General features: G+C 68.4%; 19 protein-coding genes. 6 read left to right on the top strand and 13 right to left on the bottom strand.

What is annotated here, in order from left to right; all coding sequences use genetic code 11:
* Positions 1 to 69: 69 nt before the first annotated feature.
* Together HLH28_RS05725 and HLH28_RS05720 are read left to right on the top strand one after the other, a co-directional pair.
* Entirely contained in the window at positions 70 to 1314 is a 1245-nt protein-coding gene (locus HLH28_RS05725) for an aconitase X (protein ID WP_182955787.1), read from the top strand.
* Positions 1311 to 1781, top strand: coding sequence for an aconitase X swivel domain-containing protein (locus tag HLH28_RS05720; protein WP_182955784.1), 471 nt, complete (start codon positions 1311 to 1313; stop codon positions 1779 to 1781). Before HLH28_RS05725 ends, HLH28_RS05720 begins: the two co-directional genes overlap by 4 nt.
* On the opposite strand, the gene HLH28_RS05715 is transcribed toward HLH28_RS05720, so the two are convergent.
* The 9 genes from HLH28_RS05715 to HLH28_RS05675 form a co-directional block, all read right to left on the bottom strand.
* The gene (locus tag HLH28_RS05715) at positions 1741 to 3558 is read right to left on the bottom strand and encodes an ABC transporter ATP-binding protein/permease (protein ID WP_182955781.1); all 1818 of its coding nucleotides are present in this window, start codon (positions 3556 to 3558) and stop codon (positions 1741 to 1743) included. The two genes, HLH28_RS05720 and HLH28_RS05715, sit on opposite strands and share 41 nt — an antisense overlap.
* A complete protein-coding gene (locus HLH28_RS05710; protein ID WP_182955778.1) occupies positions 3555 to 4430 on the bottom strand; it encodes an extracellular solute-binding protein in 876 nt (291 codons plus the stop codon). Before HLH28_RS05710 ends, HLH28_RS05715 begins: the two co-directional genes overlap by 4 nt.
* A gap of 9 nt (positions 4431 to 4439) precedes the next feature.
* A complete protein-coding gene (locus tag HLH28_RS05705) occupies positions 4440 to 4952 on the bottom strand; it encodes a molybdopterin-dependent oxidoreductase (RefSeq protein ID WP_182955768.1) in 513 nt (170 codons plus the stop codon).
* 6 nt (positions 4953 to 4958) lie between these two features.
* Positions 4959 to 5165 carry a TOBE domain-containing protein gene (locus HLH28_RS05700; RefSeq protein WP_182955765.1) on the bottom strand — a complete coding sequence of 69 codons (207 nt, stop codon included), beginning with the start codon at positions 5163 to 5165 and terminating at the stop codon, positions 4959 to 4961.
* Positions 5166 to 5235: 70 nt separating this feature from the next.
* Positions 5236 to 5862: a TRIC cation channel family protein gene (locus HLH28_RS05695; RefSeq protein WP_182955761.1), complete on the bottom strand. Its 627-nt coding sequence runs from the start codon at positions 5860 to 5862 to the stop codon at positions 5236 to 5238.
* Positions 5863 to 5882: 20 nt separating this feature from the next.
* Positions 5883 to 6449, bottom strand: a complete 567-nt coding sequence (locus tag HLH28_RS05690; RefSeq protein ID WP_182955757.1) for a TIGR00645 family protein — start codon at positions 6447 to 6449, stop codon at positions 5883 to 5885.
* 94 nt (positions 6450 to 6543) lie between these two features.
* Positions 6544 to 8505: a M61 family metallopeptidase gene (locus tag HLH28_RS05685; protein WP_408869821.1), complete on the bottom strand. Its 1962-nt coding sequence runs from the start codon at positions 8503 to 8505 to the stop codon at positions 6544 to 6546.
* A gap of 154 nt (positions 8506 to 8659) precedes the next feature.
* The gene (locus HLH28_RS05680) at positions 8660 to 9862 is read right to left on the bottom strand and encodes an MFS transporter (protein ID WP_182955751.1); all 1203 of its coding nucleotides are present in this window, start codon (positions 9860 to 9862) and stop codon (positions 8660 to 8662) included.
* 3 nt (positions 9863 to 9865) lie between these two features.
* Entirely contained in the window at positions 9866 to 10966 is a 1101-nt protein-coding gene (locus HLH28_RS05675) for an alkene reductase (protein WP_182955749.1), read from the bottom strand.
* 451 nt (positions 10967 to 11417) lie between these two features.
* Between HLH28_RS05675 and HLH28_RS05670 the strand changes: the two genes are divergently transcribed.
* The 4 genes from HLH28_RS05670 (at position 11418) to HLH28_RS05655 (ending at position 18361) form a co-directional block, all read left to right on the top strand.
* On the top strand, positions 11418 to 12320 hold the full coding sequence (locus HLH28_RS05670; protein WP_182955744.1) for a fatty acid desaturase: 903 nt from the start codon (positions 11418 to 11420) through the stop codon (positions 12318 to 12320).
* 341 nt (positions 12321 to 12661) lie between these two features.
* Positions 12662 to 13792 carry an efflux RND transporter periplasmic adaptor subunit gene (locus HLH28_RS05665; RefSeq protein ID WP_246395703.1) on the top strand — a complete coding sequence of 377 codons (1131 nt, stop codon included), beginning with the start codon at positions 12662 to 12664 and terminating at the stop codon, positions 13790 to 13792.
* Positions 13785 to 16877: an efflux RND transporter permease subunit gene (locus HLH28_RS05660; protein WP_182956074.1), complete on the top strand. Its 3093-nt coding sequence runs from the start codon at positions 13785 to 13787 to the stop codon at positions 16875 to 16877. Before HLH28_RS05665 ends, HLH28_RS05660 begins: the two co-directional genes overlap by 8 nt.
* Positions 16874 to 18361, top strand: a complete 1488-nt coding sequence (locus HLH28_RS05655; RefSeq protein ID WP_220789941.1) for an efflux transporter outer membrane subunit — start codon at positions 16874 to 16876, stop codon at positions 18359 to 18361. Before HLH28_RS05660 ends, HLH28_RS05655 begins: the two co-directional genes overlap by 4 nt.
* A gap of 7 nt (positions 18362 to 18368) precedes the next feature.
* Here HLH28_RS05655 and HLH28_RS05650 read toward each other — a convergent pair whose 3' ends face one another.
* The 4 genes from HLH28_RS05650 to HLH28_RS05635 all read right to left on the bottom strand — a co-directional run bounded on the left by HLH28_RS05650 (position 18369) and on the right by HLH28_RS05635 (position 22073).
* Entirely contained in the window at positions 18369 to 18854 is a 486-nt protein-coding gene (locus HLH28_RS05650; RefSeq protein WP_182955738.1) for a hypothetical protein, read from the bottom strand.
* 1 nt (position 18855) lies between these two features.
* Complete coding sequence (locus HLH28_RS05645) at positions 18856 to 19719, bottom strand: SDR family NAD(P)-dependent oxidoreductase (protein ID WP_182955734.1); 864 nt, start codon at positions 19717 to 19719, stop codon at positions 18856 to 18858.
* Between the two features lie 38 nt (positions 19720 to 19757).
* Positions 19758 to 20564, bottom strand: coding sequence for a dienelactone hydrolase family protein (locus tag HLH28_RS05640; RefSeq protein ID WP_246395702.1), 807 nt, complete (start codon positions 20562 to 20564; stop codon positions 19758 to 19760).
* Positions 20565 to 20636: 72 nt separating this feature from the next.
* The gene (locus tag HLH28_RS05635) at positions 20637 to 22073 is read right to left on the bottom strand and encodes an amino acid permease (protein ID WP_182955731.1); all 1437 of its coding nucleotides are present in this window, start codon (positions 22071 to 22073) and stop codon (positions 20637 to 20639) included.
* Between the last annotated feature and the right edge of the window lie 52 nt (positions 22074 to 22125).

Raw genomic sequence — 22125 nt, 5'->3', positions numbered from 1 at the left:
GATGATGGCGTCCAACCCCCCGATGACAGGACCGGCCATGCCCCTTCCGCGCGTCGATCGCGTGACCTCGTGATCCTGTCGCTGGACGACGACGACCGCGCCCTGCTGGACGGGGGGCATGGGCCGGGCGCGAAGGCGGCCATGGAACTGCTGCTGCGTTATGCCCGCGTGGTCGATGCCGAATCGTTCGTGCCGATCGCCTCGGCCCATATCGACGGCTGCCTCTATCACGGACCGTCGGGGCTGGATTTCGTCAACCGGTTCCGGGCGCTGGGGGCGCGGGTGCGGGTTCCGACAACGATGAACGTCGCGGCCGTGGACGTCACGCAACCGCCCCTGCACCGGGGCGATCCGGCCCTGATCGCCGAACAATCGGACCTGACGGCGGGCTATGTCGCGCTGGGCTGCATGCCGACGCTGACCTGCGCGCCCTATCAGCGGATCATCCGTCCCCGATTCGGCGAACAAGTGGCCTGGGCGGAATCGAACGCCATCGTCTTCGCCAATTCCGTGCTGGGCGCACGGACCGACCGGTATGGCGATTTCGCCGACCTGTGCGCCGCGCTGACCGGGCGCGTGCCCCGTTCGGGATTGCATCTGGATGCCCGGCGAATCCCGCGCCTGTCGCTGCATATGTCCACGATCGCGTCGGCCGGCCTGCCGCGCGACCTGTATTTCGCCACCGTGGGCTATGTGACCGGCACCCGGGCGGGAAGCCTCGTGCCGGTCCTGTCCGGCCTGCCGGCCGACACGACCGAGGATGACCTGAAGGCGCTGGGCGCCGCCGCCGCATCCTCGGGGTCCGTGGCCCTGTTCCATGCGACCGGCATCACGCCGGAGGCCCCGTCGCCGAATGCGCTGGCCGCGCTGGACCTGCCGACCCTTCGCGTCGACGCCACCGAACTGCACGCCGCCTTCGCCCGATTGTGCCCGGTCGCGCCGAGGGACCCGGTGGCGGCGGTCTGCCTGGGCACGCCGCATTTCTCGTGGCGGGAGTTCCAGGACCTGGCGGCCTGCATCCGCGATGCCGGCGGCCCGGCACGCGTGCCGGTCTTCGTCTCAACCGCGCGCGAGATCGCCGAGGCCGTGCGCGCCGACGCGATGGCCGCGTCCTTCGACGCCTTCGGCGTGACGCTGGTGGTCGATACCTGCACCTACCTGGCTCCGGTCGCGCCGGATGCGCCGGGGGTGATCCTGACCAATTCCGCCAAATGGGCGCATTACGGCCCCGGCAATCTGGGACGACGGGCCGGGTTGCTGGACATGGCGCGCTGCATCACCTCGGCCGTCGCGGGCGTGGTGGTGTCGTCATGATCCAGGGTGGATCCGCCGATAGCCGTACCGTGGTCGAGGGGCTCGCCGAAGGGCCGGTCGTCTTCCTGGCGGTGCCGCTCAGCCTGTGGGGCGGCCTGGACCTGGATCGCGGGACCATCTGCGACACCACCCATCCGGATGTCGGCCGCACCCTTGCCGGCGCGGTGCTGGTCATGCCGCAGGCGCGGGGGTCGTCCTCGTCCTCCAGCGCGTTGGTCGAGGCCGCGCGCCGCGGCCTGGCACCCCGGGCGATCGTCCTGGGGGCGCCCGACCCCATCCTGACCATCGGCGCGCTGGTCGCCGATTTCCTCTATGGCCTGCATATTCCGGTCGTGACCGCCTCGCCCGCCGATCTGGACCGGCTGCGGCACGCGGCCTACGCCATCGTCGACGCGGGACCGGGCGGGGCAAGGATCACGGTCCCGATCAGGCCGGCCAGACCTGAAGCGCCATGGGATCGATCGTGACCCGGCATGGCCCGGTGTCCGGGCAGGACGGATCGGCGACGACATCCAGGACCGCATCCCCCAGCAGCAGGCGGACGGATCGCTGCCCATCGCGGATCGCGGCACGATGCAGGATCGTCGCCGCGTAATCCCCCCGGTCGTCCAGCCGGACCTGATGCGGCCGTACCGCCCAGCGCACGCGCGCGCCGGGCGAAAGGGGCGCGCCCGCGACCCGCAGCGCGACGCCGCCGCCGATATCGATCCGCGCGGGTGACAGCACATGTCCCGCGCCAATCGTCCGCGCCCCCAGCAAGCCTGCGGCGACCTCCCCCCCGGGGCGGGAGAAGACCTCATCCACCGGACCCGCCCGGATGACGCCCCCCCCGTCCAGCAGCAGCAATTCGTCGGCCAGCAGCATCGCCTCGACCGGGTCGTGCGTGACCAGGATCATCGTCGCCCGAATCCCGCCCTGCACGGCCAGGACATCCCGCCGCAGCCGGGCGCGCAACGGCGCATCCAGCGCCGAGAACGGTTCGTCCAGCAGCACGAGGTCGGCCGACGGCCGGGACAGCGCCCGTGCCAGCGCCACGCGCTGCCGCTGCCCCGGCGACAATTCGTGCGGGTAGCGCCCGGCCAACTCCGCCAGCCCGAATGCAGCCATCCAGTGCGCCACCAGCGCCGGGTCGCTGTCCACGGCGAAACGCACCTGCTCCTCCACCGTCAGATGCGGCGGCAGGGCGTATCCCTGCGGAACATAGGCGATGCCCCGCGCCTCGGGCGGCAGGGCGGCCAGGTCGCGCCCATCGCACCGGACGACCGAGCCCGCCCCGCGCTCCAGCCCCGCGATGGTCCGCAGGCTCATGGACTTCCCCGACCCGGAGGCGCCGAGGATGGCCAGCCGCCGGGCCTGCGTGCGGTACTCCACCCGCAAGGTGAAGCCTTCCAGCTTCTGACGCAGGTCCAACACCAGTATCCGACCCGGCCCCACCACCGCCGGACCGGCGGCGACAGGCGGCAGGACATCGCGCAACGGCCCGTACCGGCGGCGTCGCGGTACCGCGACGGCCTGCCCCAGGACCAGGACGATCGCAGCCACCGCCAGCGTCGGCGCCAGCACCGGCAGCATGGCCGGCAGCCCCGCGCCCCCGAAGGCGACATAGGTGAAGACCGGCAGGGAATATGGGTGGTAGGCGACCATCATCGTCGCCCCGAATTCGCCGAACGCGCGCAGCCATGCCAGCAGCAGCCCCGCCAGGATGGCGCGGCGGGCCAGCGGCAGGCCGATGCGACGGAACACAGCACCGGGGCCGTGCCCCAGGGTGGCCGCGACCTCTTCCAGCGCGGGGTCGATCGCAGCGAAGGCCGACCGGGCGGCGACGATCAGGAACGGTGCCGCGACGAAGGCCTCGGCCAGCACGATTCCGGCGAAGGATTCGGTCAGCGCGCCATGCGTCAGCCCGCCCAGAAGCCCCCCATACCCCAGCAGGAACAGCAGCAGGATGCCGCTGGCCAGCGGCGGCAGGGCCAGGGGCAATTGCACCACGCCCCCCAGTACCGCCACCCGCCATCCGCGCCCGCGCGCCAGGACATAGCCCAGGGGAATGCCCGCCACCGCGATCAGCACGGTCGCGGCCGTCGCGCTGGCCACGGACACGCACGCCGCGTGCACCAGGGCCGCCCGGTCGACGCCGCGCCAATCCGCATCGCCCATCCGCGACAGGCCCGCCGCGAACGGCGCCAGCAGATACAGGGTCAGGACGCCGCCCAGGATCCGGATCGCCCCGGGCGTACGCCTCATTTCCCGGGGGCGAGGACGGGACGCAGCAGGTCCGGCACGGCGGCGGCATCACCGGTCAGGGTCGGCCCCACCGTATCCAGCCCATGCCGGCGCAGGATCGCACGCCCCTCCGGCCCCAGCAGGAAGGCGACGAACCGCCCGGCCCCCGTCGGGTTCGGCGCATCGCGCAGGATCGTGATCGTATAACGCGCTGCCGCCACGATGTCCGCCGGCAGGGCGACGGCGGGGATATGCAGGTCGGCGACTTCCGTGGCGTAGAAGAAACCGACATCGACCTGCCCCGATTGCAGGCGGCCGACCAGGCTTTCCTCCGGCCGGACCTGCTGCGGATTATCGGGCGCGCCCAGCACCCGGGACGCCAGCCCAGGCAGGCGGTACGCGGCCTCCGCCCGTTGCATCACCTGCACCGTCAAGGCCCCCTTCGGGTCCAGGACGGGATCTGTGCGGCCGATGCGGATTCCAGGCTCCCGCAGGACCTCGTACCACGGGCGGGTCTTCAGGTCGGCGGCGAAACGGCTGTGCGGGTCATAACCGATCATCAGGGGCGAGCGGGCGAATTCGACATACCAGCGGACCCGGTCGCCATGCCCGCCGCCCAGCGTGTCGTTCAGCTTCGGGCTGGCGCTGATGAAGATATCGGCGCGACGCAGCCCGTCGCGGATCTGGTTCGCCAACGCCCCCGATCCGCCGGCATAGCCCATGAAGACGCCCTCGCCCCGCGCATCGAAGGCCGGGCCGATGCCCTTTTCCATCAGGGTCAGCAGGGACCCCGCATAAAGCACGCTGACCGGTTCCGCCGCCTCGGAACGGCCTGCCGCCACGGCCGGCAGCCCGCCCAATATCGCACCCAGCAGGAACGAACGCCTGTGCATCGCCCGCCCCTATCGCGCCGTGCCGTCCGGCACGGCGACAATCGAAATCCGTGTCAGGTCGTGCACCCCGCGGGCGCCGCGCCGGTCACCCGGTACCACGACGCGCAGATGGGCCGGGTCGATATCCGTGCCATCCATGCGTTCGGCGAGAATGACCTGCTTGCCCTCGAAATCCGGCGCGATTTCGCCTACCGCCAGGACCGCGCGATACTGGTCCGCGCCTTCCAGCAGGATCGCGCGTCCCGCCAGTTCGCGCGGCGTGCCGCCGACCGCCCCGACATGCGACAGGACCGTCCACAGCAGCGGCCCTTCGAACAGATGCGGCGCGGTCTGCCCCTTGCCGGGCGGCATCGTGACCCGCACGGCCGGCAATGCGGCCAGTTCCGACATGCCCAGGCGATGTTCGTCCCCCGCCGCGTCACGGATGACGGGGCCGGGTGCGTCCGCGCGGGCGGGCGGGGACGCCAGGGCGACGGGCAGGAACAAGGCGGCGGCGACCGCCACGCGCACGACCGGACGCATGGCCGCCTATTTCCCGATCATGACGTCGGATGCCTTGATGACGGCGATGGCCGCATCGCCCGCCTTCAGCCCCAGATCGTCGATCGCCTCGTTCGTGATCGACGATGTGATCAGGATTCCACACCCCACGTCGATCTGGACACGGCCGGTGGTCTGCCCCTTCTCCACGACCACGATCGTTCCGGTGATCTGGTTTCTGGCGCTCAGCTTCATGGGATCGTCGGTCTCCATATCCGTGGAATGTAACATTCGGAGACAACATAGAGCGACGATGAGGGTTTTGTCAGTCCATTCCGCCGGGCAGGCGCCAGCCATAATGCAGGGCCGCCATCCGCAGGCAGAAGCAGGCAGCCGCCCCGGCGCAGGCGACCGGGGCCGCCGGCAGGGCCCGCCATCGTCCGGCAACCACGACCGACGCCCCCGCCAGCGCCGCCGTGGCATAGATATCCGACACCAGGATCAGCGGCACCCGTGCCAGCAGCACATCGCGCATCACGCCGCCGCCCACGCCGGTGATCATCCCCATCAGGGCCGCCGCCAGCGGCCCGATCCCGTGGGACAGGGCCTTCTCCGCCCCGGCCACGGCAAACAGCGACAGGCCCGCCGCATCCAGCACCGCCAGCAGATGACCGCCGGGTGCGAGATGCAGCACGCGGCGGCACGCGAACACGCCCAGGCCGGTCAGGAAGGCCAGCACCGGATAACGCCAGTCACGAATCGCGCTGGGCGGCGCGGCGCCGATCAGCACGTCGCGGATCATCCCGCCGCCCAGTGCCACGACGAATGCCACGACCATGACCCCGAACAGGTCCAGCCCGCGCGTCATCGCCGCCATCGCGCCTTCGGCGGCGAACACCACCGTTCCCGCCAGGTCGGCAAACAGGATGACGGTACCCAGCCGTGCCCGCACGGAAGGCAGTGGCCGGGACCTTAATGATCCGTGGCGGACGCCGGGTGCGTCCCGCCCGGCTCCATCAGGCGGTCCATCACCGCCAGCAGCACGCCGGAGGCGACGAAGGCCAGATGGATCCCGACCGTCCAGGCCAGCGCGCGGTCCGTCATCGTATCGACCCGAATGAAATCGGCCAGCAGATGGATCCCCGACATCGCGACGATGGATGCCATCAGCTTCAGCTTGATATCGCCGAAGGTGACATGTCCGATCCAGCTCGGAAAATCGGGATGGTCGCGGATATCCAGCCGCGACACGAAATTCTCGTAGCCCGCGAACATCACGATCAGCAGCAGATTCGCCAGCATCACCAGATCGATCAGATCCAGGATCCCGACGAACACGTCGTCGAATTGCAGGACGAACACCCGGGCCAGAAGCCCCCAGGCCAGCTGGAAGAACTTGACCGGGATCACGATCAGGCCAACCGCCAGGCCCAGATAGAGCGGGGCGGCCAGCCAGCGGGAGGTGAAGAAGGCACGCTCGGCGACATGTTCCGGGCGTGACAGGGTGACCCGCGTGTCGGGTCCGTCCGTTTTGGTCATGCACGGACCCTACACACCGACCCCGTCCCTGTCATTTATTTCTCCCGCGCGGATGGCCTCCCGCGCGGGGCTTCCTGTCCTGTTCCCGCCGGGCTCAGTGACGGGGCGCCAGGATGGCCGCCAGCATGTCCGGCGTGCCGGCGATCCGCTCCAGATGCGGGTAGCGCAGGCCGCCATGATACGGGATCGACAGCGTCAGGTAGCGATCCCCCGCCTTCATCAGAAGCGTCAGCGGCGCCGCGTCCCTGGCCTGCGCCGCGACGATCGCATCCTTCAGCACGTCGGGGTCGTAGGCCTCGCCATTGACCGCGACAAGCTGCTCGTCCCGCGTCATGTCCGCCTGCCAGGCCGGGCTGCCCCATTCGACATTCGTCACGCTGCCGCCCTTACCCACCACGAACCCGAGCGAGTAGCTGAAATCCGTCACATGTCGCATCGCGGCGTACGACGTCAGGTAATCGTTCGGCTTGTCGGTATAGACCAGGCGGTAGCCCGCGCGCGCGAACCCGTCCAGCGGCGCATGCGTCGACGTCCGGTCCAGGCGCTGATGCAGGAAAGCGGCCCAGTCGTAAGGCTGGATGTCGTTCAGCGCATGCACGATATCGTCGAAACTGTAGGTCCTGGTCACGAAGCTGCCGTTGTCCGTGCCGAAGAAATGACGCGCGAAATCGTCCAGCGACCGCTTGTCGCCCGACAACTTGCGGATCAGCGTGTCGGCATCCAGCCAGACCAGCTGCCCTTCCGAATAATAATCCTCGCTCCGCTGCCAGCTTCTCCATGACAGGGGAGAGCGCCGGGCGATGACCGGATCGTTCGTCGTGTCCTGGAGCGGACGCCAGGTCCGTCCCTGCCGCGTGTCGTACATCGCCGCGACCTCGGCCAGTGCCTCGACCACCTGCGGGGCGGTCATCAGGCCGGAACGCGCGGCCAGGACGTATCCCCAGTACTGGGTCTGGCCTTCATAGACCCACAGGCCCGATCCCCGCTGCGGCGTGTTGAAATTCGGTGCCCACAAATCGGCGGGACGGCGGAACTTGCCGTTCCACGAATGGGTATATTCATGCGCCAGCAGGTCGCGCGCCGCGAAGGTCTTGTCCCAGTCGGTGAAATAGCCGCGCGGGCCGCTGTTCTCGCTCGACCGGTGATGTTCCAGGCCGATGCGGCCCAGTTCGTTAGTCAGGGCCAGCAGGAAATCGTAATGGTCGTAATGGTGCGCGCCATAAAGCAAGCCGGCCTGCGTCACCAGCGCCTGATGCGCCTTGATCTGCGCGTCGGTCGCCGCCAGTTCCGCAGGCTTGTCGGCCACCAGGTTCAGCGTCACCGGCACCGCGGCACCGGGCGCCAGGTCGATGCGGCGGAAATACCGTCCCGCGAACAGCGGCGAATCCACCAGTGTGTTGAACGGCACGGGATCGAACGCAACGAGCTTGCCGCCGCCATGGGCGCGCAACGCCGTGCCGTACTGCCAGCCCTCGGGCAGGCGCAGGTCGGCCTGGACCGTGATCTGCCGCGTGAAATATCCCGCCGGATACAGCGCCAGCGAATTCCACTGGACATTGAGCATGTCCGGCGTCATGACCACGCGCCCTTCCTCGGGCGATACCGGGGACAACAGCTGGAAGCGGACATCCAGGGCATGCGCGCCCTTGGGCACCTTCACGTGGAAGGCACTGACCGTCACCGTGTCGCGCACCCATTCGACCGGTGTCCCCCCGGCCTGCACCGTCAGGCCGCCGAACTGGTCGATCGTGCCCGTCGGTGAATGATCGCCCGGCAGCCACATCGGATAAAGCAGCGTCAGGTCCCCGCCCGTCGCCGCCAGGGCGGCGGGCACCGGCACCGTCTCGTGAACGGTGAAGATATGACGCGCCAGGTCCGTCGCATCGACCATCAGCCTGATCGTCCCGTCGAACGGCACGTCGCGCGGCGCGGGAATGGACTCGGGCAATGCCAGTTGCCCGGGCGGGGGGACCTCGGCATGGGCGGTCCGGCCGAATGCCGGCGCGGCTGCCAGCGCGGTGGTCAGGGACAGGGCAAGAAAGCGTTTCTGGAACAGACTCAACGGGGTGCACCTTCTCGGGCTGATCGGTTGCAGGACGCGGCACGGCTGGCCGCCTCGATCATCGTTCCTCCGAAATGGCATGGAACGATCCGTCCTGTCACGACGCCCCCTGATCCGGTCGCGTGGCCTGTTCCGGCCTGACGATGCGTTATGCCGGGTCCGCAATCCCCTGCGCGCGGCGCGCCCGGCCCCCTATCCATGCCAGTGGCGCCTGTGCCGCGACGACGCCGATCACGCCGGCCCAGGGCGTCAGGCCCAGATGCCCGTGCGCCACCAGCATGCCGCCGACCGTCTCGCCCAGTGAAATCCCCAGGTTGAACGAGGAGATATTGAGGCCGGAGGCGAAATCCACCGCCTGCGGGGCGTCGCGTTCCGCCGTTTCCAGCATGGCGGCCTGCACGCCGGGCGACATGCCGAACGCCAGCACGCCCCAGGCGAACAGCATGACGACCATGGGCAGCGGATGAGACAGCACCAGGCCGATGACCGCCAGAACCATCCCCAGCAACGCGAACAGCAGCCGCAATGCCGGACGCCAGCCCAACGACGCCGCGAACCGGCCGCCGGCCAGGTTGCCCACCAGGGTCGCGGCGCCGAACACCACCAGCAGCACACCGGCCATCGTCGGGGAAAAGCCGGTCATTCCGGTCAGGATCGGCGTGATGAAGGTAAAGGCCGCGAAGCTGGACCCGAATCCCAGGATGGTCACCAGCATCATCGCCAGGATCGACGGCTGCCCCAACGCCGCAAGCTGGGTGGAGATCCGCCCGACACGCGGCGCGGGCATCGGCGGCAGCCACCATGCCGTCGCCATCAGGGCCAGCGCCGCCAGGCCCGCGACCGCGAAGAACGGCAGGCGCCACCCCAGCCCGTTCCCCAGGACGCTGCCCAGCGGCACGCCGATCACCATCGCCAGGGTCAGGCCGGAGAACATGATGGCGATCGCCCGGCTGGCCTGGCCGCGCGGCGCCAGCGCCGCGGCGACGGTCGCGCCGATGGCGAAGAAACTGCCATGCGCCACGGCGGTGACGATCCGCCCGATCAGCAGCGACGCATAATCGACCGACATCGCCGACAGCAGATTGCCCGCCAGGAATACCGCGACCAGCGCCAGCAGCACCGGCTTGCGCGGAAAGCGCGCCAGCGTCAGCACGACCAGGGGCGTTCCCACGGCCAGCGCCAGCGCATACAGCCCGACCAGCCCGCCCGCCCGGTCCAGCGATACCTTCAGGTCGTCCGCGATGGCGGGCAGGATGCCCACCACCACGAATTCGGCGACCCCGATGGCGAAGGACGTGACGGCCAGCGCCAGCACGCCCCGATGAACGCGCCGCGTTCCGTTGTCAGTCATGAATCAGCCCGCGACCGGATAATCGACATAACCCCTGCCCGCCCCGCCGAAGAACCGGCTGGCATCCGGTTCCGCCAGCCCCAGGCCGGTTTCCAGGCGCGCCGGCAGGTCGGGATTGGCGATGAACGGACGCCCGAAGCCGATCAGGTCGGCCCATCCCCGGCGCAGGGCGTCCTCGGCACGGGCTGCGGTGTATTTGCCCGCATAGACCAGGGTGCCCCCATAGACGATCCGAAGCGCTTCCTTGAAGGCCGGCGGCATGTCGGGCGCGTCATCCCAATCGGCCTCGGCGACATGAAGGTAGGCGACGCCGATCTCGTCCAGCACCCGGGCGGCAGCCAGGTAGGTCGCCTGCGGGGTGTCGTCCACCGCGCCCTGCAAGGTGGTCAGCGGCGCCAGCCGCACGCCGATGCGGTCCTTGCCCACGATTTCGGCCACGGCCTCCGTCACCTCGCGCAGGAAACGCAGGCGGTTCGACAATGACCCGCCATAGGCGTCGGTCCGGGCGTTGGCCCGCGAATCGATGAACTGGTTGATCAGGTAGCCGTTGGCGGCATGCAGTTCGACCCCGTCGAAACCGGCCTCCAGCGCGTTGCGCGCCGCCTGCGCGAAATCCCGCACGACATCCGCGATTTCGGCCACGGTCAGGGCCCGGGGGGTGGAATGCTGCACCATCCCGCCGACGCCGGCCTCGGGCCCGCGCCGATCGGGATCGATGAAAACCTTCACCCCTTCGGCCACCAGGGCCGAGGACGAGACCGGCGCCGCCCCGCCCGGCTGCAACGCGACATGCGATACCCGCCCGACATGCCAGAGCTGGGCGAAGATCCGCCCGCCCTGCGCATGGACCGCGTCGGTCACCAGCCGCCAGCCGGCAATCTGCGCGGGACTATAGATCCCCGGCGTCCAGGCATAGCCCTGGCCCTGCGGGCTGACCTGCGTCCCCTCGCTGACGATCAGGCCCGCCGACGCGCGCTGGGCATAGTACTCCGCCATCAGCACGGTCGCGACGTCGCCCTGCCCCGCGCGGGACCGCGTCATCGGCGGCATGACGATGCGGTTGGGAAGATCCAGGAGACCCAGTCGATATGGCGTGAACAGCATGCGATGATCCTTCGGGGAGGCGGCGCCGAGCGACGCCTGGCTAATGCCGTGGATACCGCGTCAGGCCCGTCCCGCGAACCATGCGGGCCGGCACAGGATCTTGGAAACAGAGGAACAGGTGACACGGCCCCCCCCGGCCGGACGACGGCTGGGAGCGGACAGGGAATGGCATCTCAATTTTTAATGAAATTTTCATGACAAATAACACATCGAAACAATGATAGGGATTTTTTATTAAATTATGACAACAATGAATAATAACTTGAAATATTTTTTGACAATCTTTACTCGATGATCCTCGAAAGCGTCGTGTTTTCGTGGAGCCACCGTGACATCTAATCATACCTCTCTGAAATCCATAAAATATTTTCAGAAATCCTGTAATTTTCGCAGTTTTTTTCAGATGTTCACGACTATTTTTCTTCTTTTATTGTGTTATGCGCTGATTTACGTGGGGATTTACCACGGATATTACAGTGCCCTGCTGCTGGCGCCGCTGGCGTCCGGCCTGTCGGTCAGGACGTTCGTTCTGCAGCATGATTTCGGGCACGGGTCGCTCTTTCGCGCGGCCTGGGCCAATAACTGGGCCGGCCGGCTATGCTCGGTGCTGACGCTTACCCCCTACGATCATTGGCGGCGTCACCACGGGATCCATCATGGGTCGTGGAACAACATCGCCAACCGGGGCAAGATGTCGAACATCTACTCCGACTGCATCACCGTGGCGGAATATCGCGCCATGTCGACGAGGCAGAAACTGTCCTACCGCATCGCCAACCAGCCCTTCCTGTCGATGTTCATCATGCCGCCCATCATCTTCTTCCTGGTGTACCGCTATCCGTTCGACACTCCGAAAGGCTGGTGGCGCGAGCGCCTGGGCGTCCACCTGACCAACCTGACGATCCTGCTGATCTACGCCGCCATCGGCCACGCGGTCGGATATGCGACCATGCTGATGGTCTCGCTCCTGGTGATCTATCCGGCCAGCGTCTTCGGCATCTGGCTCTTCCTCGTGCAGCACAAGTTCGAGGGCGTGCACTGGGAGGCTGATGCCAACTGGAATTCCTTCGACGCGGCGCTGACCGGCTGCTCGCTGTTCAAGCTCCCGCGTGTGCTGCAATGGTTTTCCGCGTCGATCGGCTATCATCACGTGCATCACGCCGCCCCGGGCATCCCCAATTACCGGCTGGAGGAATGCCATCACGCCAACCCGGTCTTCCATGATGTGAAGACGCTGGGCCTGCGCGACAGCTGGGCCGAGGTCTGGAGCCACCGGCTGTGGGACGAGGACGCCGGCAGGATGGTCGATTTCCATACGCTCGGCGCCCCGCGGCCGGCCTCCTCGGGCGCCTGACGCAACGTCGGGGGCGGCGTGCAGGATGGCCGCCCGGCCGCCGCCCTCCCTCGCCATGGACACCCACGGCCGTGACCGCTATTGGCAGCGCGCGCTACCTTGCGCGTGCCTGGACGCACGTCGCCCCTGACCGGGGGAAGGCGGCGCGTTTATTTGCACGCGCCGCGACGAAACAGTATGAGACCCCAGACAGAAAATAACCGACCCGATACACCGGGCATGTAACGCACTCTCGGGATTTCGACCGGCCAGACCCCGGGCATTTACTTATCAGCATGCAGGCCGGCAGCCCCAGGGCCAGCGCCGGGACTGCCGGACCGCCAGATCATCAGACCATGCCCATGACATTCTATCCACATAAGGGGTGGCGCATCCTGCCCCCCCTGATCGCGATCCTGGCCGCGATCGTCCCTCCCGGTTCCCGCATGCAGGCCCATGCGGCCGACATGGGGACCGCGATGGTCCGCAACGATCACGGCCGGCTGACCGTGGCGGACAATTCCCCCCTCCAGCACCAGTTGACCGTGGAGGCGGTGACGGCGGCCACCCCGCGGCGGCACCTGGAGGTCCCCGGCACAGTTGCGGCCGAACCCGCACGCACCGTGGCGATGCTGGCCCCGCTGGCCGGCCATATCACCACCCTGAACGTCGCGCCCGGCGACCATGTGGCGCGCGGGCAGGTCCTGGCGGAACTGCTGTCCGGCGACATGGCGCAGGCCACCACCGACGAGACGAAGGCCCGCGCCGCGCTCGACCTCGCGCGCCGGGCGCTGGCGCGCGCGCAGGGCGTGGCCCAGGCAGGGGGGGCCGCCACCCGCGACGTGGAAGCGGCGCGCAGCACCCTGCAGCAGGACCAGGCCGAGGAAGACCGCGCCCAGGCCCGCCTGACCGCGCTTGGCGGCCAGGCGGGGGCCGACGGGGTCATGAAACTGGTGTCGCCGGTCGATGGAACGGTCGCGTCGGTGAACGTCGCGGCCGGCGGAAACGTGACCGACCTGACCGCCCCCCTGCTGACGGTCGAGGATTTGTCCGAAATCTGGGTCGTCGCCAGCGTGCCCGAGGACGAAATTCCGCTGGTCCAGCCGGGACAGCAGGCGTCGATCACCCTCGCCGCCTGGCCGGACCAGGTGCTGCACGGACGGATCGACGCGATCGAGCCCGTGTTGCGCGCCGACACCAGGACCATGCAGGCGCGGATCGTCCTGCCCAATCCCGATGGCGCGCTGAAACCCAACATGTTCGCGACCGTCGCCATCCAGGCCACGCAGGTACCCGGCGTCACCGTGCCGCAATCCGCCCTTCTGATGAACAATGACGAGGTCACGGTCTTCGTCGAGGTCGCGCCGTGGACCTTCGTCCGGCGCGCCATCACCATCATCTACGACGATGGCGCGCGTTGCCGCGTGCTGGCCGGGCTGAAGGAAGGCGAGCGGGTGATCACCCGGGGCGCGGTGCTGCTGAATGATGATTGATCGTGTCATCGCGATCTGCCTGCGGGAACGGCGGATCGTCTTCGTCGCGGTGGCGATCCTGACCCTGTGGGGGATGTGGGCGTGGCGGCGGCTTCCGGTCGAGGCCTATCCCGACCTGGGCGCCGTCACCGTGCAGGTCACGACGCAGGTGCCCGGACTGGCCGCCGAGGAAATCGAGCAGCAGATCACCACGCCGCTGGAACGGCAGCTGGCCAGCACGCCCGGCCTGGTGGACAGCCGGTCCAGCAGCACGTTCGGCCTGTCGCTGATCACGCTGATCTTCCGTGACGGCGTCGACGTCTATTTCGCCCGCCAGCGCGTGACGGAACAGATGGCCCAGGCCACGCTACCGGCCGGCGCCACGCCGACCCTGGGTCCCGTGACCAGCCCGTCGGGCGAGATCTATCGCTATACGCTGGAATCGGACCGGCAGAACCTGATGCAACTGTCCGATATCCAGAAATGGATCGTCATGCCCGCGCTGACCCAGATCCCGGGGGTGGCGGGGGTCAATAATTTCGGCGGATTCACCAAGGAATACCAGCTTGTCCTCGATCCGGACGCCCTGCGACGCTATGGCGTCGGGGTGAACGACGTCCTGGCCGCCATTCGCAACAACAATGCCAATGCCGGCGGCGGACGGGTGGCGCGCGGGGAACAATCCTACATCGTGCGCGGCGTCGGCATGGTCCATACGCTGGACGACATGGGCGCCATCGCGGTGACCCAGCATGACGGCGTCCCGATCCTGCTGCGCGACCTGGGACGGATGCAGATGGGCCACCAGGTGCGCGAGGGCATCCTGGGCAAGGACGCGAACCCGGACACGCTGCAGGGCATCGTGACCATGCTGACCGGGGAAAACCCGTCCCTGGTCCTCCGGCACCTGCACGCCCGGGTCGACGATCTGCAAAGGCAGCTTGCCCCCATGGGCGTGCGGATCGTGCCCTATATCGACCGCGACCACCTGGTCCACGCCACGACCGAGAAGGTGCTGCATACGGTATCCGAAGGGGTCGGGCTGGTCTTCGTGATCCTGGTCCTGTTCCTGGGCAGTCCGCGCTGCGCGCTGGTGGCGGCGGTGACCGTCCCGCTGGCACTGGCCACCGTCTTCGTCATCATGAACATGCTGGGCATGGCGGCGAACCTCTTCTCGCTCGGCGCGATCGATTTCGGTGTCATCGTCGACGGCGCGATCGTGGTGACGGAGGCCATCCTGCTGATCCGCGAGGAGCGTCCCGGCCACACCCTGACCCAGGGCGACGTGCTGGGCGTCACCAACCATATCGGCAAGGCGATCGTCTTCTCCACCCTGATCATCGTCATCGCCTACAGCCCCCTTTTCGCGTTCGAGGGGGCCGAGGGCCGCCTGTTCCGCCCGATGGCCTTCACCGTCAGCTTCGCGCTGCTGGGCGCGCTGGCCAGCGCCACCATGCTGACGCCGGCACTGGCCTACCTGGCCATGCGCCGTCCCCATCGGCTGTTCCATAACGTGCCGCTGGAAAAGCTGCGCCAGGCCTACCGCCACTGGCTGGGCCGCATGGTCGACCGGCCGCGCCTGGCCTACGCCATCGGCCTGGTCGCCTTCGGGCTGGTCCTGGTGCTGGGGGCGACGACCGGCCGCGAATTCCTGCCCGACCTGGACGAAGGCGCGCTGTGGCTACAGATCCAGCTGCCATCGGGCCTGTCGCTGGACGCCGCCAGCCGGATGGCCGCCGGAATCCGCGACGTGATCGGCTCCTATCCGGAAACGAAATACGTGGTCACGCAGCTGGGCCGCAACGATTCCGGTACCGATCCCTGGACGCCGTCGCATATCGAGGCCCCCGTCGGCCTGACCGCCTACGATACCTGGCCGCATGGCGAGACGAAGGCCGAGTTCGTCGCCCGCCTGCATGATCGCCTGGCACAGATCCCCGGCATCAGCTTCGGCATAAGCCAGCCGATCGCCGATGGCATGAACGATCTGGTGGGCGGCGCGCACAGTCCGCTGGTCCTGCGCGTCTATGGCCAGGATTTTCGTGAATTGCGGCATATCGGCAACCAGATCGTCGATGTGCTGCACGCCGTTCCGGGCACGGTCGACGCCTCGATCTTCCAGGAACCGGAAATCCCGGAACTGGACATCACCGCCGATCGTGCGGCCGCCGCGCGATACGGTGTCAGCGTGTCCGACATCATGGCCGTCGTCCAGAACGCCATCGGCGATGCCCCGATCTCGCAACTCTATGTCGGCGACCGGTCCTACAACATGACGATCCGCGCCCCGGCCGGTGCGATCAGCAATCTTCAGACGCTGAACCAGCTGCCCTTGACCGGGCTGAACGGCGCGCAGATCCCGCTGGGCCTGGTCGCCCACGTCAGCCTGCAGACCGGCGAAGGCAACATCGCGCACGAGATGAACCACCGCCAGATCACCATCCGTGTCGATAACGGCCGTCGGCCGCTGTCGCAGTACCTGTCCGACGCCCAGGCGCGGATCGACGCGCAGGTGCATTTCGATCCCACCCAGTACCATCTGGAATGGGCAGGGACCTTCCAGCAGGAACAGCGCGCGCAGGCCCGGCTGGCCGTGGCGCTGGCGGTCATGTTCGCGGTGATGCTGCTTCTGCTGTTCGGCGCGTTCCGCAAGATGCGACAGGCGGTTCTGGTCCTGGGGGTGGTTCCCCTGGCGACGCTCGGCGGCCTGGTGGCGCTGCATGTGCGCGGCGAGACACTGAATGTCGCCACCGCCGTCGGCTTCATCGCACTGTTCGGCGTGGCGATCCAGAATGGCATCATCATGGTGTCGAACATCAATCGCCTGCGCGGAGGGGGCATGGACCTGCGCGAGGCCGTTCTGGAAGGCGCCGGCGAACGGTTCCGTCCCGTACTGATGACTGCGACTGTGGCCAGCGCCGGCATGCTGCCGGCCGCATTGGCCACGGGTGTCGGCACGGACGTGCAGCGCGGCCTGGCCACCGTGGTCGTCGGGGGGCTGGGGATCGCCACGATCCTGACCCTGTTCATCCTGCCGACCTATTATTGCGAAATGGAGGCCTGGTGCGCCCGGCGCGACGCGGCCCGGGGAAGGATCCCGTCATGATGGCATCCTCCGTCCGTACCTGGCCGATGCTGCTCTGCGGCGTGCTGGCCATCGGCGGCTGTGCGGTCGGGCCGGATTTCAGGCGACCGGCGATCCCCGCGCCCACGCAGTACGGCCAGGCCGGGCAACCGTCAGCCACACCGGCCTCGGCCGGAGCGGACGGCGCGGCCCAGCTCTTCCGCCCGGGCCAGGACATTCCGGCGCAATGGTGGACGCTGTTCCACTCCCCGGCGCTGGACCGGCTGGTCCGCCACGCCCTGGCCCACAGCCCGACTCTGGAGGCCGCCCGCGATGCGCTGCGCGCCGCGCAGGAAAACCGGCTGGCCCAGGAAAGCCCGCTCTACCCCAGCATCAGCGCCAGCTACAACCCGGCGCGCTTCAAGACGTCGCGCACGTACTCACCTGTCCCGGGGAACAATACCTATCTGTATACCGTCCATACCGCGCAATTGAGCATTTCCTACATGCCGGATATCTGGGGCGGCGTACGACGGGGCGTGGAGGCCGCATCGGCCCAGCGCGATGCCCAGCGCTACCAGTTGGAAGCCGCGTACCTGACCCTGACCAGTTCGGTGGTGCAGGCCGCGATCGACTATGCCGCCGTGAAGGCGCAGATCGACACGACACAGGCATTGATCGTCAGCCAGCAGGCCGTCCTGTCGTCCAGCATCCGCCAGCAGGCCCTGGGCCAGTTGGCGGATGCCGACGTCGCCGCGCAGCGCGCCCTGCTGGCGCAGGACCAGGCCACCCTGCCCCCGCTGCAACAGCAGCTGGCGCAGCAGCACGACCTGATCGCCGCCCTGGCCGGGGACATGCCCGACGACCCGACGCCCGAATTCACACTGGACGGGTTCACGCTGCCCCGCGACCTGCCCGTCAGCCTGCCCGCGCGGCTGATCGAGCAGCGGCCCGATATCCGGGTATCGGAAGCCAACTGGCACACGGCCTGCGCGCAGGTCGGCGTGGCGGTGGCCAACCGGCTGCCCAATATCCAGCTGGGGGCCACGCCGGGGGTCGCCGCCGCCTCGATCGCCCAGATGGCGGTGCCGGGTTATGGTCAGTGGATGATCGCCGGCACGCTGACCCAGCCCCTGTTCGACGGCGGCCTGCTGCGGCACCAGGAACATGCCGCCCGCGCCCAGTATGACGCGGCGGCCGCGCAATATCGCGCCACCGTCGTCAGCGCGGTCCAGGACGTCGCCGACAGCCTGAATGCCATCCGGACCGACGCCACTGCCCTCGCCGCGAACGCCGACGCCGAAGACGCCGCCGCCCGCAGCCTCGCGGTCGCCCGGTCCCGCTTCACGCTGGGCGACGCCAGCCAGGTCATGATGCTGACCGCGCAACAAACCGAATTCCAGGCCCGCCTGGCCGTGGTACAGGCCCGATCCGCCCGCCTGTCCGACACGGTCGGGCTATTCCAGGCCCTGGGCGGGGGATGGTGGAACCGGACGGACGATCACGCCCCTCCGTCGAAAGGCTGACGGACCCTCAGCACACCAGGACACGCCCGACCTCGCGGCATGTCGCCTGCGGAACGCCTTGCGGGTTCTGGATGGTCCAGGCCCCCGGCCCCAGCGGCTGCGCGTGATACAGGCCGCGCGTGGCCGCGGTCTCCCGGTCGATATCTTCCCGCAGGGCCTGTTCCTGCCGTCGCCGGTCCAGGTCCCCGGCCGATCCGGGCGACCCGACCGGCTGCTGCCCCAGTTGATCAAGGCGGGCGCGATCCCGTTCGACCTGCTCCAGGCCGCGTTGCCGGGCCGCGAATTGCCGCTGCTGGATTTCGGTCTGCAACTGCAGGCGCATCTGCGCCTGCGCGGCCGGGTTGGGCGCGCAACCGACCGGCCCGGGGCCACATCCCGCCTGGGCCCGGGCGATCGGCACCTGCGCCGGGCCACCGGCCAGCGCGATCACGGCAATGACGGCGATGACGGCGCGCAATGTCCGCACGCGGCGCACGGGGGGTGTCCCTGCCATCTCACTCTCCGTCGGCGGGGCCCCGCAGGAACGCCGCGAAACGATCGGCATAATCCGGATGCCAGCGCGACAGCGGCGGCTGATTCTCGACGATATCGCTGGCGGCCCAGAGCATCCGGCGCTCATCCACCGCGCGCGTGACCTCATTGTCGGGGCAGAGGATGTAGAAATCGCCCTGCGCCAGCCCCCGCATCATGAAATCGACCGTCTGTTCCGGCGTCCAGGCCCCCGCAGGTTTTTCGGTCCGGCCATTGGCCGTCAGCGGCGTGAAAACGAAGCCCGGGATCAGCAGGTGGGCGGAAATCCGGCATCCCGGCCGATTGCGCAGATCGTGCTGCACTGCCTCGGCGAACGCCTTTACCCCCGCCTTGGCGACGTTATAGGCCGGATCGCCCGGCGGGGTCGTGATCCCCTGCTTGGATCCCGTGACGATCACCAATCCGGGATGTCCATCCGCAATCATGCCCGGAAGGACCGCCTGCACCGTGCGGATCACCCCGTACAGGTTGGTGTCCAGGATCCGGTCCCAGGCACCGTCGGGTCCCATGATGTCGCTGCCCGGCTGCACCGCCGCATTGGCCATCAGGATATCGATCCGGCCGAAGGCATCGCGGGCCTCGGCCTCGAGGATCTGCATCTCGTGGCGCAGCGTCACGTCGCACCGCACCCCGCGCACCGCGCCGCGCCCGCGGGGTGATGCGGCCGCGACCTCTTCCACCGCGCGGGCCAGTCCCTCGGCATTCACGTCCGCGACGACGACCGAAAGCCCCTGGGCGGCAAAGGCCCGGCAGGCGGCCAGCCCGATCCCCGAGGCACCGCCGGTCACGACAGCGACATGGGATGGCTGGATACAGACATGGCTCATGCTCTCATCCTCCGTCGCCGGCCGGGAACCGGCCCGGATCAGGGTCCGCGGGCGAAACGCACGGCCAGCCACTGCCGCATCAGGGCATAAGACCGCGCGGCGGCTCCGGCGTCGTAGCGGCACATGCCCGTCGGGGCGGTCGCCTCGGTTTCGGTGAAACAATGTACCGCATGGCCGATCACCACGAACTGCCAGTCCGTGGGCGTCTGCCGCATCTCGTCCAGGAAGGCGCCGAAATCGGGTGATGTCATCGCATCGTCGGCGCCGTTCATCACCAGAACGTCCGCCCGGATCCGCCGGGCCAGCGCCGGGTCATCCGTCGTCAGGTTCCCGTGGAAGGAAACGACCGCCTTCACGTCCGCCCCGCTGCGCGCCAGGTCCAGTACGGCGGCCCCGCCGAAGCAGAAGCCGATGGCGGCCAGGCGGGACAGGTCGATCGGCGCCGTCGCGGCCTGGGACCGCAATTCATCCAGCGCGCGCCGGATCCGGGTGCGCATCAGCACGCGATCGGACAGAAGGGGTTTCACCACCGCCCCGGCCTGCATGTCATTGGCGGGGCGGACCGCCGCCCCATACATGTCGGTCAGCAGGATGACGTAATTCCGGCCCGCGATCATTTTAGCCTTGTCGATGGCGATCGCATTCACGCCATACCAGTTAGGCACCATGACCAGGCCCGGGCGCCTTGCCGCCACCGCGTCGTCATAGACCAAGACGCTGTGGAAGCGCGTCCCGTCCAGCGTCCAGTCCACCGGCCTTGCGACCATCCGCGCCCATGCCGGCGGGGCGGCCAGGATGCAGAGCACAAGGACGACGAGCCGGATCATGCGGGTGGAACACGTCATGGAACAATCCCGAAACCGCCCGTGCCCGCGTTCCCGCCGGACCGGGCCTGTGCGGCCTTTGACAGAAGCGCCTCAGATCCGCCGCGGTTCCAGCACCGTGCCCGTCACGGGATCGACGGCCCGGCGGGGCAGGTCGCCCCCGGACCGCCGCTGGACGGCATGGCGCCGGATGCCGTACAGCGCCAGCACGAAGCCGGCGCAGCCCAGGCTGGACAGGGCGGTCATCCTCTGCCCGTCATCCAGCAGCATGGCGCTGTAGATGCCGCCCATCCCCGCCACGACGAGGTAGTTGATCCAGGGAAAGAACGGCAGCGTCGAAAATGCGAACCGATGACCCGCCCTTTCCAGCCTGCCGCGCACCGCAAGATGCGCGGTGACGATCAGCATGTAGACCAGCAGGATCACCGCCCCGCTGGCGCCCAGCAGGAAGGCGAAGATCGTATCCGGCGCCAGGATGGACGAAAACGCGACCAGCAGGCCGGACACGCTGCTGACGATGACGGCCCGCGTCGGCACCCCGCGCGCCGCCAGCCCGCCGAACCAGCGCGGGGCGTCCCCCGCCGCCGCCAGCCCCAGCAGGACCCGCGAGGTGATGTAGATGCTGGAATTGAGGCAGGAAAAGATCGCGCTGAACACCACCAGCTGAATGATCATCCCCGCGCCGGGGACGCCCATCGCCACCATCGCCGTCACGAACGGCGAATGTCCCGGCACGATATCCGTCCACGGCACCGAACAGAGGATCAGCCCGATCGAGCTGACATAGAACAGCGAGATCCTCAATGCGGTGGACCGGGTGACCCGGGCGATATTGGCCTCGGCGTTTTCGGTCTCGGCGGCCGCGACGGTCGCCGTTTCCGACCCCATCATCGAGAACAGGATCGTGGGAATCATGCCCACGACCGCCAGCGCGCCATGCGGCATCGGGCCGCCATGCGCCGTCAGGTTCGCCAGCACGTGGGGGGCATGGCCCAGCCCGTGCAGGACGAACAGCAGGCCCGTCGCGATGAACCCCACGACGCAGACCAGCTTGACCGCCGCCAGCCAGAATTCACATTCGCCGAACAGATCCACCGAAACCATGTTGATCAGCTTGACCAGCAGCACCAGCATGACCGCCAGCATCCAGACCGGCAACGACACCCAGTCCTGCAGCAGGATCGCCCCCGCGATCGCCTCGCTGCCGATGACGATGACCCAGTAGAACCAGTAGAGCCAGCCGCTGAGAAACCCCGCCCATTCGCCATTGCCCAGCCGGATATAGTCGATGAACGATCCCCGTCCCGGCACGGCCAGCAGCATCTCGCCCAGCGCGCGCAGCACGACCATGACCAGGGCCCCGGTCGCCATGTAGCCCAGCAGCACGGCCGGGCCGGCCCCCGCCACGGCCACGCTGCTGCCCACGAACAGACCCGCCCCAACGATGCCGCCGAACGCGATCATCGAGACATGACGAGTCTTGAGCCTGCCCGGACCGGCCGATCCGGGCTGCCGTGAAATTCCGGCCATATGCTCGCCCCCTGTCGATTGCCGCAAGAACGTTACGGTACTGCGTCAATCG

The organism is Gluconacetobacter tumulisoli (genome assembly GCF_014174155.1).
Taxonomy (GTDB): Bacteria; Pseudomonadota; Alphaproteobacteria; order Acetobacterales; family Acetobacteraceae; genus Gluconacetobacter; species Gluconacetobacter tumulisoli.
This window is presented reverse-complemented; position numbering and strand designations above follow the sequence as displayed.